12 protein-coding genes are annotated in these 15,812 nt (G+C 70.0%); 2 read left to right on the top strand and 10 right to left on the bottom strand.

The features are described 5' to 3' along the window. Positions 1–110 precede the first annotated feature (110 nt). On the top strand, positions 111–728 hold the full coding sequence (locus ACIPRD_RS29210) for a GNAT family N-acetyltransferase (RefSeq protein WP_356402086.1): 618 nt from the start codon (positions 111–113) through the stop codon (positions 726–728). 119 nt (positions 729–847) lie between these two features. On the opposite strand, the gene trxA is transcribed toward ACIPRD_RS29210, so the two are convergent. From trxA to ACIPRD_RS29175, 7 genes are all read right to left on the bottom strand, one after another. Next, positions 848–1,177, bottom strand: a complete 330-nt coding sequence (gene trxA, locus ACIPRD_RS29205; RefSeq protein ID WP_356402088.1) for a thioredoxin — start codon at positions 1,175–1,177, stop codon at positions 848–850. A 46-nt stretch (positions 1,178–1,223) separates the two neighbouring features. Next, entirely contained in the window at positions 1,224–2,186 is a 963-nt protein-coding gene (gene trxB, locus ACIPRD_RS29200; protein ID WP_356402091.1) for a thioredoxin-disulfide reductase, read from the bottom strand. Positions 2,187–2,355: 169 nt separating this feature from the next. Further along, positions 2,356–3,264 (bottom strand): anti-sigma factor family protein, encoded by a 909-nt coding sequence (locus ACIPRD_RS29195; protein ID WP_401567350.1) that lies wholly within the window; start codon positions 3,262–3,264, stop codon positions 2,356–2,358. After that, positions 3,261–3,986, bottom strand: a complete 726-nt coding sequence (gene sigM, locus ACIPRD_RS29190; RefSeq protein WP_401567348.1) for an RNA polymerase sigma factor SigM — start codon at positions 3,984–3,986, stop codon at positions 3,261–3,263. Before sigM ends, ACIPRD_RS29195 begins: the two co-directional genes overlap by 4 nt. A 28-nt stretch (positions 3,987–4,014) precedes the next feature. Further along, the gene (locus ACIPRD_RS29185; protein WP_356402098.1) at positions 4,015–5,736 is read right to left on the bottom strand and encodes a protein kinase family protein; all 1,722 of its coding nucleotides are present in this window, start codon (positions 5,734–5,736) and stop codon (positions 4,015–4,017) included. Between the two features lie 118 nt (positions 5,737–5,854). Further along, complete coding sequence (murJ, locus tag ACIPRD_RS29180) at positions 5,855–8,299, bottom strand: murein biosynthesis integral membrane protein MurJ (protein WP_401567345.1); 2,445 nt, start codon at positions 8,297–8,299, stop codon at positions 5,855–5,857. 46 nt (positions 8,300–8,345) lie between these two features. Further along, a complete protein-coding gene (locus tag ACIPRD_RS29175) occupies positions 8,346–10,718 on the bottom strand; it encodes a DUF6049 family protein (RefSeq protein ID WP_401567343.1) in 2,373 nt (790 codons plus the stop codon). A 257-nt stretch (positions 10,719–10,975) separates the two neighbouring features. On the opposite strand from ACIPRD_RS29175, the gene ACIPRD_RS29170 reads away from it, so the two are divergent. Further along, complete coding sequence (locus ACIPRD_RS29170; protein ID WP_356402104.1) at positions 10,976–12,418, top strand: CCA tRNA nucleotidyltransferase; 1,443 nt, start codon at positions 10,976–10,978, stop codon at positions 12,416–12,418. A gap of 104 nt (positions 12,419–12,522) precedes the next feature. Here the strand turns inward: ACIPRD_RS29170 and ACIPRD_RS29165 are convergent, their stop codons facing one another. The 3 genes from ACIPRD_RS29165 to ACIPRD_RS29155 all read right to left on the bottom strand — a co-directional run bounded on the left by ACIPRD_RS29165 (position 12,523) and on the right by ACIPRD_RS29155 (position 15,766). Then, a complete protein-coding gene (locus tag ACIPRD_RS29165; RefSeq protein WP_401567340.1) occupies positions 12,523–13,857 on the bottom strand; it encodes an MFS transporter in 1,335 nt (444 codons plus the stop codon). A 104-nt stretch (positions 13,858–13,961) separates the two neighbouring features. Then, on the bottom strand, positions 13,962–15,044 hold the full coding sequence (locus tag ACIPRD_RS29160; protein ID WP_401567337.1) for an inositol-3-phosphate synthase: 1,083 nt from the start codon (positions 15,042–15,044) through the stop codon (positions 13,962–13,964). 44 nt (positions 15,045–15,088) lie between these two features. Beyond that, positions 15,089–15,766, bottom strand: a complete 678-nt coding sequence (locus ACIPRD_RS29155) for a helix-turn-helix transcriptional regulator (protein WP_356402110.1) — start codon at positions 15,764–15,766, stop codon at positions 15,089–15,091. Between the last annotated feature and the right edge of the window lie 46 nt (positions 15,767–15,812).

Below are 15,812 nucleotides of genomic sequence, written 5' to 3'. Positions count from 1 at the left end.
GGCCTGGGCCTCGGAGCGGTCGGCGGATTCGTCGGCAGCCTGCTCAGGGAACGGAGCGCTTTGACAGCCGCTCGCGACGCGGCGGGCGAAGAAACCGAGGAAAGGCCTTCATGGGGCGCCGGCTCGTACCGCTCACGCTGGACAACCTTCAGGACCTTCCCCAGCGCTGTCGCGCGTGTGTCTTCTGGGAGTTGGATCCCGTCAGCGGCGAAGCCGCGCTGAGAGCGGGCCGGTCCGCGCTGGAGAAGGAGTCCTGGATCTCCGCCGTCCTGCTGGACTGGGGATCCTGCGGGCGGGTGGTCTACGTCGATGACGTGCCGGTGGGATTCGTGCTCTACGCGCCCCCGGCCTACGTCCCCCGCTCGACCGCGTTTCCCACGAGCCCGCTCTCTCCGGACGCGGTACAGCTCATCACCGCGTTCGTCCTGCCCGGCTATCAGGGGCAGGGCCTCGGCCGGGTTCTCGTCCAGACGGTCGCCAAGGACCTGCTCCGGCGGGGCTTCAGAGCGATCGAGGCGTTCGGTGACGCGCACTGGAAAGAGCCTGCCTGTCTGCTGCCCGCCGATCATCTTCTCGCCGTGGGCTTCAAGACGGTCCGGCAGCACCCTGTGCATCCCCGGCTGCGTCTGGATCTGCGTTCGACGCTCTCCTGGAGGGAAGACGTGGAGCACGCCCTCGACCGGCTGCTGGGGGCCGTCCAGAAGGAGCCGGCACTGCGACCGCTGTAGCGGTGACCCGCGGCCGGGTCAGGACCGGTGGTCTCATGCGAATGGGCCGACCCCAAGGGGGTCGGCCCATTCGTGTTTCACGTGAAACGTGCGCCCGCCGTCTGCCCGACGGCGGCTGATCACTCGGCGATGAAGTCCTCGAGGTCACGCACGAGCGCGGCCTTCGGCTTGGCGCCGACGATGGTCTTGGCGACCTCGCCGCCCTGGTACACGTTCAGGGTCGGGATGGACATGACGCCGTACTTGGCGGCCGTACCCGGGTTCTCGTCGATGTTGAGCTTGACGACCTCGATCTTGTCGCCGTGCTCCTTGGCGATCGCCTCCAGCGACGGGGCGATCTGGCGGCACGGACCGCACCAAGCGGCCCAGAAGTCCACCAGGACGGGCTTGTCGCTCTTGAGGACGACCTCGTCGAAATCGGCGTCGGTCACGTTCTTCAGGTCGGCCACGGCGGGCTCCTTCACTTGATCGTGCGGTGGGGGGAGGGGCGGAAGATCAGACGGCGGTCTTCGCGTCTTCGGCCTTGTCCGCGAGGGCGGCGAGGAAGCGCTCCGCGTCGAGGGCGGAGGCGCAGCCGGTGCCGGCCGCGGTGATCGCCTGGCGGTAGGTGTGGTCGACCACGTCACCCGAGGCGAAGACGCCGTTGAGGCTGGTGCGGGTGGAGGGGGAGGCGACCTTCACATAGCCCTCCTCGTCCAGGTCCAGCTGGCCCTTGAACAGCTCGGTGCGCGGGTCGTGGCCGATCGCGATGAACAGACCCGTGACGGGCAGCTCCGAGAGCTCGCCGGTCTTGACGTTGCGCAGCTTCAGCCCGCTGAGCTTCTGATCGCCCTGGACCTCGGCGACCTCGCTGTCCCAGACGAACTTGATCTTCGGGTCGTTGAAGGCCCGCTCCTGCATCGCCTTGGAGGCGCGCAGGGAGTCACGGCGGTGGACGATCGTCACGGACTTGGCGAAGCGGGAGAGGAAGGTCGCCTCCTCCATCGCGGTGTCGCCACCACCGATGACGGCGATGTCCTGGTCCTTGAAGAAGAACCCGTCGCAGGTGGCGCACCACGAGACACCGCGGCCGGAGAGCGCGTCCTCGTTCGGCAGGCCGAGCTTGCGGTGCTGGGAGCCGGTGGCGACGATGACGGCGTTGGCGCGGTGGACGGTTCCGGCGGTGTCGGTGACGGTCTTGATCTCACCGGTCAGGTCGACGGAGACGATGTCGTCCGGGATCAGCTCGGCGCCGAAGCGCTCGGCCTGGGCGCGCATGTTGTCCATCAGCTCGGGGCCCATGATGCCGTCGCTGAAGCCCGGGTAGTTCTCCACCTCGGTGGTGTTCATCAGCGCGCCACCCGCGGTGACGGCGCCCTCGAACACCAGCGGCTTCAGCGACGCGCGCGCGGTGTACAGCGCTGCCGTGTAGCCGGCCGGGCCGGAGCCGATGATGATCACGTTACGGACGTCGCTCACGGCAAGATTCCTCGTCTCTGGTCTACGTCAGTGACCGGTGGGAGTCCCTCTCGGGACTCTCACACCACCCAACGGATCCTAAGGGGCGCGCATTCCCCGTATGCCCGGGCACACGGGGATCGCACCCGGGACGAGGGTTCGCACGTACCCCGGCGAGGCTCTGTCCGGGTCAGGAACGGGCGAAGGACTGCTTCAGCAGAACCGTGCCGGGGGAGTCCGCGCGCTTGGTGGTGCAGGACGCGTCGACGACGTAGGCCGTGATCCGGGTGGGGTCGTCGGAAGCGGGCACCACGACGAGATAGGCACTCCTGCCCGCGTAGGTGCCGGTCTTGGCGCCGAGGACGTCACTGGTGGAGCGGACCGCCTTACGGACACAGGCCGGGACGGAGACCGCGGTCTGGGCGAAGGTGTTGGCGCTCTCCGTCGTTCCTGGTGCGCTCTGCCCGGGTTCGATTCCGCGCTGCGGCCGCTCGGAGCCCCGCTGCGGTCCCTTCCGTGCGGCGAGCAGATCCTGCACCTGGCTCTGGACACTCGCTCCGGAGAAGGCCGAGGTCGTCGGTGCCGTCTTGTCGCCGGCCGCCGTGTCCGAGGACGTGCCGTTACCGCCCCCGAGCGAGAGGATCAGCAGCGACCCGGTCCCGAGGACGGCGGCGGTGAGCACCGCCCCCAACGCGACGGTCCGCTTGCGGCGGTCGCGACCGCGGTCCTTGCGTCCGGGGCCCGTGGTCGCGCGAGGGCGTCCTGCGGGCCGTTCCGACAGGCTCGACGCTTCCCGCACCTCCGGTGTCATCGGGGCGCCGGTGGAGAGTGGGGGCGGTGTTTCACGTGAAACACGGGCCTCGACGGCCAGAGCGGCATCGATACGGTCGACGATGTCCGCCGGCATGGGAGACGGGCTCGGTACGGCCGCCAGCAGCCCCTGGATCTCCTCCAGTGAGGCCCGGACATCGGCGCACGGCACGCACTCGTCCAGATGGCGCTGTACGTCCGTGCTGCGATCCGGGGCGAGGAGTCCCTCGGCGAGGTCGGCGATCTCGTCGACGTCCGGGTGCCCCGCCGTGTCTGTCGAAGACGTCATGCTCGCCCACCTCCGCCCTTCACCACGGCTGAATCCGTCGCTCCTGTATGCCCCGGGTCCGCTCCGGGAGAGCCTGTCGCAGGTGGGACGGATGCCCCCTGCATCCGGTTCCGTCCCGGCTCCGCTTGCTTCTCGTCATCGGTGCCGCCGGGCCTGAGGTGGGTGAGCAGAGGGAGGAGTCTCGCTCTGCCCCGCGCGCACCGGCTCTTGACCGTTCCCGTCGGCACCTCGAGGATCCGCGCGGCCTCGGCCACGGGATACCCCTGCATGTCCACGAGAACGAGCGCGGCGCGCTGCTCCGCGGGAAGGGTGCGGAGCGCCTCCAGCAGCTGCCGGTGCACGTCGTTGCGCTCGGCCGGTGCGGAGGCGGACTCGTGCGGCTCGAGCAGCTGCTCCAGACGCTCGGTGTCGTCGACCGGCGCGGTCTTCCGCGAGGCGGCCTTGCGTGCGCGGTCCAGGCAGGCGTTCACGGTGATCCGGTGCAGCCAGGTCGTGACGGCCGACTGGCCTCGGAAGGTATGGGCGGCCCGGTAGGCGGACACCAGTGCGTCCTGCACCGCGTCAGCGGCTTCCTCCCGGTCCCCCAGCGTCCGCAGTGCCACGGCCCACAGCCGGTCCCGATGCCTTCGCACGATCTCCCCGAAGGCATCGGGGTCACCCTGGACGTGGCGGGTGAGGAGGTCCTGGTCGCTCGCTGCGCTGTACATGGCGTGGTCGGCCATCGGACCCCTTTCCCCCGTCCGGCCGGCGTCAGTGAGTGAACTTGATCTCCGTGAACGCCTGCTTGAAACCGGCTTCGCTGTAGTTGACGGAGTCCGCGCCGGAGTAGGGCATCGCGGTCATCCAGACCAGCACGTAGCGGCTCTTCTGATGCTTGGTGACCTTGATCTGCGCGGTCTTGGTGGACGTCGTGGCCTCACCGAGCTGCGTCATCGAGGTCACCGGGGTGGCCGAACTCAGGGAGTCCGTCGCGTAGAGGCCGACGGTCGTGTGGGGGCCGCCGTACCGGAGGGAGAGCGTCGCACCCGAGACATCCTGAGGAGAGCCGAGGTCGTAGACGATGCCCACGCCCGGCTTGATCTTGAACTCCGGACCGTCGTCGTAGTGGCTGGTCCGCCATCCCGTGACCGGGTCACCGTCGTAGGTCAGTGCCACGTCGTTGGGGTGCTGGGCCTGACCGGCCGCCACGTACTCCTTGGCGCCCTGGATGGCGATCGGCTTGACCGGGTTGGGCTGAGCCTTGTTCTTGTCGCCGTCTTCCTGCGTCTGGGTCTTGGTGGTGTCGTCCTGCTTGCCGCCCTGGTTCATCAGGGCGTCCGCGAGCTGCCAGCTGCCCAGGCCCAGTGCGGCGATGAGCAGAGCGGAGACGCCCCACTTCAGGGCCCGGCCCGTGCGGCTCTGCAGCGGGGCCGGCGGGCCCGCGACCGGCTGCGTGGCGCCCGGGTGCGGCGCCTGGCGGCCGTAGGTGCCCTGCTGGTAGGTCGTGCGCTGGTATTCCGGCGGAGCCGTGAACGCGGGCTCGGGCGGGCGGATGCGGGGCATCTCGCCGATGGCCTTGACCAGCTCCTCCGGCGTGGTGCATGCCGACTCGTGCCGGGAGGCCGTGGCGCCGTCGTTGACGAGGGCGCGCATCGCGAGTTCGGACAGGCCGCGGTGGACGCCGGCCCGCACCTGGTCCGGTGCGATGAGGCCGATGGTCTTGGGCAGGCCGGACAGGCCGTAGGCGTCGTTCTCGTAGGGCCAGCGCTGGGTCAGCGCCGCGTACAGCAGGGCGCCGATCGCCTCGGTGTCGGCGCGCTGCGGGGTGTCGGAGGTGGCACCGCGCAGGGCGGCGTTCACCGCGAGACCGCGGATGCGCCACTGACCGGTGGAGGTACGCAGCACGGCGTTCGGGTTCAGCCGCAGATGGGCGAGGCCCTCACGGTGCGCGGCCGCCATGGCGGACGCGATCTGGCTGACCATCTGGTAGGCGTCGTGCGGCTCCAGCGGGCCGGCCGCGAGCAGCGCGGTGAGCTCGGTGGCGTCGGGCAGCCACTCGTGCACGACGTAGACGACGTCGTTCTCCTCGACCGCGTCGAGGACCTGCACGAATCGCGGGTCGCCGAGCAGCGCCGAGGAACGGGCCGCGGCCAGCACGGACCGGGCTCGCGGATGGTCCGCCGGCAGGATGTGCACGCCGACGGCACGGCGGAGTTTCTCGTCGACCGCCCGCCAGCTGCTGAATCCGTCCAGACGGGTGACGCATTCCTCGAGGCGGTAGCGTCTGGCCAGCTTGTGGCCGCTGTGCAGTTCGGGAGGCGAGGGGTTGACCGCGGGACCCTCGGTGCCGCTCCCCTGTACCTCGATCCTGTCCGTGTCCCGCTCTGCGTTCTGGGCCACCCCGTCGGCCGTGGACTGGTCCGCCTTGGCGGCCAGCGGCTGCTCGCCGCTGTTGTCTGCCACGTCGACGGCAGCCGTGCTCCGTTCCGCCACCGTCGTCCCTGCCTCCCCATCCGTTGCACGCTGTCCGACGCCGAAATCAATTGTGCCCACAGTCCGCCGCTATGCACGACACGCAGCAGCGGACGATGGTTGTGCGCTTACCCCCGACTCAGCGCCCCAGACGCCCGCGCACCATGCCCACGAGCGAGTTGAGTTCGTCGATCCGCATCCGGCGGGCGGCGACGAAGAAGACCCCGAGAAGTACCGCGCCGCCCACGACGAGCGCGGCGAAGGAACCGAGAACGCCCTGACCGAGGGTGTGTCCGATGCCGTAGCAGGCCGCGCCGCTGAGCAGGGCCGCCGGGACCGAGGCGATGCCGAGGCGCGCGTAGGTCCGCAGCACCCGCGAGCCGTCCAGGTCGCCGCCCAGCCGCTTGCGCAGGCGACGCCAGGCGACACCGACGCCGATGGCGTAGGCGACGCCGTACGCGGCGGCCATGCCGGCGACGGCCCAGCGGGCCGGCAGCAGGTAGTAGCAGAGCACCGAGACGCTCGCGTTGACGGCCGCCACGATCACGGTGTTGTAGAAGGGCGTCCGGGTGTCCTCGTAGGCGTAGAACGCGCGCAGGACGACGTACTGCACCGAGTACGGGATCAGGCCCAGGCCGAAGGCCATCAGCATGTAGCCCATGTTGGTGGCGGAGCCGGTGCCGGAGGAACCGAAGATCAGGGTGCACATCGGGATGCCGAGCGACAGGAAGCCGAAGGCGATCGGCACGATGGCCACGGCGGTCGTGCGCAGACCCTGGGAGATGTCGTCGCGGACGGCGCCGGCGTCGCCCTCGGAGGCCGAGCGCGAGATGCGCGGCAGCAGCGCGGCCATCAGGGACACCGTGATGATGGCCTGCGGCAGACCCCAGATCAGCTGTGCGTTGGCGTAGGCGGCGAAGCCGGTGCCCTTGACGCCGGAGTCCTTGCCGGCGGCCGTGGAGAGCTGGGTGACGATCATGGCGCCGGCCTGGTTGGCCAGCACGAACAGGATGGTCCACTTGGCGAGCATCGCGGCCTTGCCCAGGCCGTGGCCCCGCCAGTCGAAGCGCAGCCGGATGCGGAACCCGGTCTCGCGCAGGTAGGGGATCATCGCCAGGGCCTGGACGACCAGGCCGAGCAGCACGCCCACGCCCAGCAGTCGCTGACCCTGCGCGGGAATGTTGGTGACGGTCATGTCGGAGTGGGCGGCGGTGCCGTAGACCCAGATGAACATGCCGAGCGTCACGATGATGACGATGTTGTTCAGGACCGGGGTCCACATCATCGCGCCGAACTTGCCGCGTGCGTTGAGGATCTGACCCATCACCACGTGGATGCCCATGAAGAAGATCGAGGGCAGGAAGTACCGGGTGAAGGTGACGGCCACGTCGTTGGCGGCCGGGTTGGTGGCGACCTCGTTCGACAGCAGGCGCACCAGGAGGGGCGCGCCCCACATGGCGAGACCGGTCAGAGCGGCCAGAGCCACCATCACGAGGGTGAGCAGGCGGTTGGCGAAGGCCTCGCCGCCGTCCTCGTCGTCCTTCATCGCCCGTACCAGCTGGGGCACGAAGACCGAGTTCAGGCCGCCGCCGACGGTGAGGATGTAGATCATCGTCGGCAGCTGGTAGGCGACCTGGAAGGAGTCGCCGAGGAAGCCGAGGCCCAGCGCGGAGACGATCAGCGCGGAGCGGACGAAGCCGGTGAGGCGGGAGACCATCGTGCCGGCCGCCATGAGGGCGCTGGACTTCATCAGTCCGGAGGCACGGCCGCCCTTCTTCGGCGCGGTGGCCGGAGGCACGGGGGCCTCGGCCGCGCTCGGGGCACCGGAGGGGCCGGTGGAGCCCGCCGGACCGGAGGGGCCGGAGAAACCGGAGTACCCGGCCGGGCCGGAAGGCCCCGTCGCGTAGGGACCGGGGGCGGCCGCGGCCGGAGCCTGCATCGGGCTGCCGCCGGGGCGGGCGCCCTGCTGGTACCCCGGCACGGCATCCTGGACCGTCGGCCGGCCGGTCTGCTGAGGTGCCTGGGCACGGGGCGTCGCGTACGGCCCGGCGGCCCCGTGTCCGGGACGCGGGGCCTGGCCGGGGCCGCTCTGCTGCTCGGCGGAGCCGGGCACGCCGCCCTGCTGCTGGTCCCGCAGCAGATGCGCGAAGGCGTCCGGCTCGTGGTACTCCTCACCGGAGTGGGAGACGAGATCGTCCACGCCCACGAACTCGGTCGTGCGCGGGTCGTCGCCGTACGGGAGGTACTGGGTGGCGTCGCCGTCCGGCTCGGGTGCCGGGGTCTGGGCCCACACGCGCGGGTCCGGGGCGTACGGCGACTGCGTCGGCGGTGCGTAGAGCGGCTGCCGGCGGTCGAACGCTCCGGAGGCCGGCGGCGGGTGCGCGGCGCGGTCGTAGAGCGCCTCGGCGACCGGGTCCTGGGCGCTCAGATCCTGGGACCGGTAGGGGTCCTGGTCGTAGGCGTCCTGGAGGTACGTGTCCGCACCGGGCTGCGGAGTCTCCTCGCCCGGCTCGGGCGGGGTCTCGGGGTAGCCCGAGCCGGGCGCGGCGCTCTGGCCGCGGTCACCGTCGTACGGCGCGTTCATGGTTGCCCCACCTCATCGTCCCGGGCCACACCGGCCACGACATCGCTCAACGGTCCACTCTCTCACCCGTCCCCGAAGGGTCGGCGCTTTCCGGTGCGGTGTCCGGCGCAGGGTCACTCGGCTGGTCCGGGTCGTCCGCCCCGGACGGGGATCCGGACTCCTCGGGGAGACGGTCACCGGGGGTGCCGGGGTTCCCGGGGCCGCCGTCGGTGTGCTCCCCCGCCCCGTCGGGACCGCCGTCCTCGGCCTGCCGCGCGGCCGCGCGCTTGCGCTGGGTGTACATCCGGAAGCCGGCGAGGACCAGGAGGAGCACACCGATGGCGATGACCAGCATGACCGTGGGCGTGACCTCGGTGACCTTCACGTCGAAGCCGACGGGGTCCCCGTACTCCTGGCCGTCCTCGGTGTACAGCTGCGCGATGACACCGACCCGGCCGTTGGCGTTGGCCGAGGTGGGGAACTTCACCGACTGGCTGTGTCCGCCGGAGACGTCGACGGGCTGCTCGTAGTACGCCTTGCCGCCGATCTTCAGACGGGTCGGCATGGTGGAGGTGACCCGCAGGACCAGGTGGTCGACGGGCTGCACCAGGTTGTTCTGCACGGTCACCGGGATGGTCGCGCTGCGGCCGGAGAGCTTCGTCTCCGACTTGTCGATCAGCTTGACCTCGTCGGAGAGGCCGTCGAGCCAGTCCTCGACACCGTCGCGGAAGGTGCCCGCCTCCTCGCCGCGGCCGCGCCACGCCGTGGACATCTCCCGGTTTATGGCCCGCCCGAACGGGGTGACCACGCGGGACTGGTCGGTGAGGATCACCTGGAAGTTGTCGAGCTTGTCCTGCGTGCGTGCGATCTGGCCGAAGGCGTCCTTCGGCAGTTCCTGCCTGCGCAGCGAGGACGGGTACGCGGACATCGAGGGGATGTGTGTGGTCGCGCGCGGGTCCGGCTTGGCCTTGACCGCGGCCGTCAGGTCCTGGGGCTGGGACCAGCCGCCGGCCTGGAGCGTCTTCAGCGCCGCCGCCATCGCCTGGGCCTGGCTCGCCGACGGCATGCGCTGCGGGGCCACCACGATGCTGCGCTGCTTGTCCGACTGGGCGTTCACCTCGAGGCTCTGCGCCAGGAACTGCTGTACGGCGAGCGTGGCGGAGCCGGCCTTGGTCAGGTCGCCCTCGAAGGCCGTGGACAGCCGTGCGTCGGAGACCACCGCCGTGGTGCCGCCGCCGATCGGGCGCGCGGCGGACGGGGTGTAGGGGAGCCGGGAGCTCTCCTGGAGGCTGTCGCTGCGGGCGATCACCCGGTCGGCACCCGCGGAGGTTGCGACCTTGATGATCGACGGGTCGACGGCACCGTCCACCGGCCACGCGTAGTCCGTGTTCGGCGTGACGTGGAGCACGGTCTTGACGGTCGTGGCGGCGACGTCGGTCGCGTCCTTGAGGTGGCTGAGCGAACCGGTGACGCTGGTGCCGTTGTGCGCGAGCGAGGCCAGGTCCGGGTCGGCGAAGGGCAGCGCGACGACTTCCTTGCCCGCCACGGCCTTCTGCAGACCGTCCAGCCACTGCTTGGCGAGCTCCTGGTGATCCCGCGGGCCCGCCGTGGTGGTCCCGCCGGGGGCCTGGATCCGGTAGCCCTTGGCCATCGCGTCGACCGAGGCCAGCAGGTCCGGGTCGATCACCCAGGTGATGTCGAGGTCCTTGCCCAGCTGCACCATCTGCGACAGCCGGCCGCCCGGCTCGAGGTCGTCGGCCAGATCGTCGTTGAGGAAGACCGGTGTCTGCAGCTCCCCGGCCCCCGTCCTGGCGGACATGTGCACCGTGGACAGCAGCGGCCACAGGAACGTCGTCCTGGTCCTGGTGCCCGCCTCGGACGGCTGCCAGGGCAGGAAGGTCCGCTGGATGCCGAGCATCTGGTCCCAGGGGCGCGCCGAGGTCTGGCCGGACAGAGCGACCCCGAAGGCGTAGACGCCGTCGTCGCCGAGGTCCAGCTTGTCCACGGGGACCGAGATGCTGAAGTGCTCCGCGACGCCGGGAGCCAGCTTGGCGAACTTCTGCGTGTACTTGCCGCCGACCTCGGTCCCTGTGTCGTTCTGCACATCGTCGGAGTGCCGGGCGACGGCGTCGATCGCCGAGCGCGTGTTCAGCTCGGGTCCCACCCGCAGGTTCACATGGGCGCCGGTGACCATGCGCTTGCCGTTGTTGGTCACCGTGCCGGACACCGTCACGGTGTCCCCGTCGGTGGGCGCGGTGGGACTGAGCGAGTCCAGCGAGACGGACACGGTGTCCGCGGAGGCCGCCTGTGCGGGCGCCGCGGCGGGCAGCTGCATCAGCCCGGCCAGCAACGGCGCTCCGGCGAGCAGTGCCCCGGTGTGCCGCATCCAGCGCCGGGCAGGTGAGGCACTGGTCCCCTGGAAGTCAGCCGCCTCGGCCACGCGCTCGCCCGTCCCTCGTCGTCGTCAGTGGTCGTCGGAATGTGCGTCCACGCATGGTAACGATGCTCGCGGAGGTGAAGTGCCGCGGACCGCTCCACAAGATCGGCAATCGGCGGCGACCCGTCCTCTATATCCAGTATCGAGTGGAGAGCTGGTGTACGCCGCAAGGGCAGTGCCTTGTGCGGGTATGACGGGAGGCGTCCGTGCCGCTCGATCGAGGCGACCGCGGCCGCCCGCGCCACGTACCCTGTTCTGTTGTGCCGAACCCCAACGAAGACACTCCCGCTGCCCTGAGCCAGGCGCAGCAGCGCGCGGTGAGCGAGCTGCTGCGGGTGGCTCCCGTCGCCGACGACCTCGCCCGCCGCTTCCAGGAGGCCGGGTTCTCGCTCGCCCTGGTCGGCGGATCGGTCCGCGACGCGTTGCTCGGCCGGCTGGGTAACGATCTGGACTTCACCACCGACGCGCGTCCCGAGGACGTGCTGAAGATCGTGCGCCCCTGGGCGGACGCCGTCTGGGAGGTCGGGATCGCCTTCGGCACGGTCGGTGCCCAGAAGGACGGCTACCAGATCGAGATCACCACCTACCGGTCGGAGGCGTACGACCGCACCTCGCGCAAGCCCGAGGTGTCCTACGGCGACTCCATCGAGGAGGACCTGGTCCGCCGCGATTTCACGGTCAACGCGATGGCCGTGGCGCTGCCGGAGAAGGAGTTCATCGACCCGTACGGCGGTCGTGACGATCTCGCGGCCCGGGTGCTGCGTACCCCCGGCACGCCGGAGGCCTCGTTCTCCGACGACCCGCTGCGCATGATGCGCGCCGCGCGGTTCTCCGCCCAGCTGGACTTCGAGGTCGCCCCCGAGGTTGTCGCCGCGATGACGGAGATGGCCGGACGCATCGAGATCGTCTCGGCCGAGCGGGTCCGGGACGAGCTGAACAAGCTGGTCCTGTCCGCCCACCCGCGCAAGGGGCTGGCTCTGCTGGTCGACACCGGGCTGGCCGACCACGTCCTGCCCGAGCTGCCCGCGCTGCGCCTGGAGAGTGACGAGCACCACCGGCACAAGGACGTCTACGAGCACTCGCTGATCGTGCTGGAGCAGGCCATCGCGCTGGAGCAGGACGGTCCCGACCTCACGCTCCGCCTGGCGGCGCTGCTGCACGACATCGGCAAGCCGCGCACGCGCCGCTTCGAGAAGGACGGCCGTGTCTCGTTCCACCATCACGAGATGGTCGGGGCGAAGATGACCAAGAAGCGCATGACGGCCCTGAAGTACTCCAACGAGCTGGTCAAGGACGTCTCGCGCCTGGTCGAGCTCCATCTGCGCTTCCACGGCTACGGCACCGGCGAGTGGACGGACTCGGCGGTCCGCCGCTACGTCCGTGACGGCGGCCCGCTGCTGGACCGCCTGCACAAGCTGACCCGGTCCGACTGCACCACCCGGAACAAGCGCAAGGCGGCCGCGCTGTCCCGCACGTACGACGGGCTGGAAGAGCGCATCGCCGAGCTCCAGGAGCGGGAGGAGCTCGATTCCATCCGCCCCGACCTGGACGGCAACCAGATCATGGAGATCCTGGGCGTCAGCCCGGGCCCCGCCATCGGCAAGGCGTACAAGCACATGCTGGAGCTGCGCCTGGAGAACGGCCCGATGGAGCACGACGCCGCGGTGGCCGCCCTCAAGGAGTGGTGGGCCGAGCAGGACTGAGGCCGCGAGCCGGGCCGGGAAGCCTGGTGATGTTTCACGTGAAACAGCGCGAAACGTCACCAGGCTCTCTTGTGTCAATGACTCGGCACGAATGCCGTTCGGCTTCAGATCTGCGTCTCTGCTTCCCGAGCCGAGGCGGGCGATGTTTCACGTGAAACAGCACCCTTTCCGCTGTTCTGGCGCCGTTCGTAACGCGCCGCGATCGCTGTGACGATGCCGTAGAGCAGAGCAGTGAGCAGCACCAGGGACGCCGAGTGGCCGTCCGGCGGGAGTATGAGGGCCGCCACCGCGGCGGCTCCGACGAACGCGACGTTGAACAGGACGTCGTAGACGGAGAAGACGCGCCCTCGGAAGCTGTCCTCGACCGAAGCCTGGACGATCGTGTCCGTGGCTATCTTGGCGCCCTGGGTGATCAGGCCGAGCGTGAAGGTCGCGGCCAGGAGAGGGCCGGTGGCGAAGGGCAGGCCGAGCGCCGGCTCGAGAACGGTCGCGGCGCCCGCGCACACCGCGATCCACATTCCGGGGCCGATGCGTCCTACTGCCCACGGTGTCACCACGGCCGCGCCGAAGAATCCCGCGCCGGAGACCGCCAGCGCCAGTCCCAGCAGCCGGAGTCCGTCCTCGGGAGTGGAGGAGAGGCCGTACCGGCACAGCATGAGCAGCAGGACGAGCAGCGCGCCGTAGCAGAAGCGCATCGCGGTCATCGCCCCGAGTGCCAGGGTGGCTCCCCTGCGCCGGGGTGCCGCCAGGTGCCGGCCGGCGGCGAGCAGTTCGCGAGCCGTCTCGGCGAGCGCGGTCCGCAGGCGGGGGCGCGTCGCCTTCCGGTCCGGGCCCAGTCGTGCGAGGGCCAGGCTGAGGGATGTCAGGCCGGCACAGAGGTAGAGGACGGCGCCCAGCAGCACCACGGTGGCGTCGGAGCCGGGCGTGAGGAGCCGTACGCCGAAGGCGAGCCCGCCGCCGGCCGTCGCGGCGAGCGTCCCGGCGGTCGGGGACAGGGAGTTGGCCAGGACCAGGAGGTCCGCGTCCACCACGCGTGGCAGCGCGGCGGACAGACCGGCGAGGACGAAGCGGTTGACGGCCGTGACGCACAGCGCGGAGACGTAGAACAGCCAGTCCGGCGCATGAGCGGCCATCAGTACCGCGGTGGCCGCCGCCAGGAGAGCCCGCAGCACGTTGCCGTGGACGAAGACCTGCCGTCGTCGCCAGCGGTCCAGCAGAACGCCCGCGAAGGGGCCGATCAGCGAGTAGGGGAGCAGCAGGACGGCCATCGCCGAGGCGATCGCCGTGGCCGAGGTCTGCTTCTCCGGAGAGAAGACGACGTACGCGGCGAGCGCGACCTGGTACACGCCGTCGGCGCCCTGGGAGAGCAGCCGGACGGACAACAGACGCCGGAAGTCCCGCAGGCGCAGCAGGACGCGCAGGTCACTGACGACGGGCATGGGCCTCAGCCTCACACACGCGGAGGGTCCCCGGGTAGAGACCCGGGGACCCTCACAGCCCTGGCAGGAGCGTTCTCTCGGCGCCGGCGCGGCGCCGGGCCGGGCTAGCGCTCGACGTCGCCGCGGATGAACTTCTCGACGTTCTCGCGGGCCTCGTCGTCGAAGTACTGCACCGGCGGGGACTTCATGAAGTACGAGGACGCGGAGAGGATCGGGCCGCCGATGCCGCGGTCCTTGGCGATCTTCGCGGCGCGCAGGGCGTCGATGATGATGCCGGCCGAGTTCGGGGAGTCCCAGACCTCGAGCTTGTACTCCAGGTTCAGCGGGACGTCGCCGAAGGCGCGGCCCTCGAGGCGGACGTAGGCCCACTTGCGGTCGTCCAGCCAGGCGACGTAGTCGGACGGGCCGATGTGGACGTTCTTGTCACCGAGCTCCCGGTCGGGGATCTGGGAGGTGACGGCCTGCGTCTTGGAGATCTTCTTGGACTCGAGGCGGTCGCGCTCGAGCATGTTCTTGAAGTCCATGTTGCCGCCGACGTTCAGCTGCATGGTGCGCTCCAGGCGCACGCCACGGTCCTCGAACAGCTTCGCCATGACGCGGTGCGTGATGGTCGCGCCGACCTGCGACTTGATGTCGTCACCGACGATCGGCACACCGGCCTCGGTGAACTTGTCCGCCCACTCCTTGGTGCCGGCGATGAAGACCGGGAGGGCGTTGACGAAGGCGACCTTGGCGTCGATGGCGCACTGGGCGTAGAACTTCGCCGCGTCCTCGGAGCCCACGGGCAGGTAGCAGATCAGAACGTCGACCTGCTTGTCCTTCAGGACCTGGACGACGTCGACCGGCTCGGCGTCCGACTCCTCGATGGTGGCGCGGTAGTACTTGCCGAGGCCGTCGAGGGTGTGGCCGCGCTGGACGGAGACCCCGGTGGAGGGCACGTCGCAGATCTTGATGGTGTTGTTCTCGGAGGCGCCGATGGCGTCCGCCAGGTCGAGACCGACCTTCTTCGAGTCCACGTCGAAGGCGGCGACGAACTCGATGTCACGCACGTGGTAGTCACCGAACTGCACGTGCATCAGGCCGGGGACCTTGGACGCGGCGTCGGCGTCCTTGTAGTACTCGACTCCCTGCACCAGCGACGCGGCACAGTTGCCCACGCCGACGATGGCTACGCGAACCGAACCCATTCCGGTTGCTCCCTGTGTGTACGAGTGAGGCCCTGACCGGGCCGTCACGTGGCGGTGTCGCCGGGCGTATCCGTCCCGGGGTGATCCCCGGGACGGGGCAGGCCGCCCGTCGCTCCAGATGTGGTGTTCTGCTGAGCGGACTCCCCGGTTTCGGCACCCTTACGGTCCCGACCGGCCCGCTCGCTCTCGATGAGCTCGTTCAGCCAGCGCACTTCACGCTCCACGGACTCCATCCCATGGCGCTGGAGCTCGAGCGTGTAGTCGTCGAGGCGCTCCCTGGTGCGTGCGAGGGACGCCCGCATCTTCTCCAGCCGCTCTTCCAAGCGGCTGCGCCGGCCCTCCAGCACGCGCATGCGCACGTCGCGCGAGGTCTGCCCGAAGAAGGCGAACCGTGCGGCGAAGTGCTCGTCCTCGTACGCGTCGGGACCGGTCTGCGAGAGCAGGTCCTCGAAGTGCTCCTTACCTTCTGCCGTCAATCGGTACACGATTTTTGCCCGGCGTCCGGCGAGGGGGGCGGCATCCTCCCTGGTGTTGCCCGGTTCCTCGATCAACCAGCCGTTGATGACCAGCGTCTTGAGGCAGGGGTAGAGGGTTCCGTAGCTGAACGCCCGGAACACACCCAGGGACGTATTGAGCCGTTTACGCAGCTCATAGCCGTGCATAGGAGACTCGCGCAGCAGTCCGAGCACGGCGAACTCGAGGATGCCGGAACGACGGCTCATGATCGCCTCCTCTCGGTCCACCGCGTCTTTATCTCGCGCTGATGTA

The organism is Streptomyces sp. NPDC090108, assembly GCF_044747185.1.
Lineage (GTDB): Bacteria > Actinomycetota > Actinomycetes > Streptomycetales > Streptomycetaceae > Streptomyces.
The sequence above is the reverse complement of the archived record's forward strand: the minus strand, read 5'-3'. Positions and strand labels throughout refer to the sequence as shown.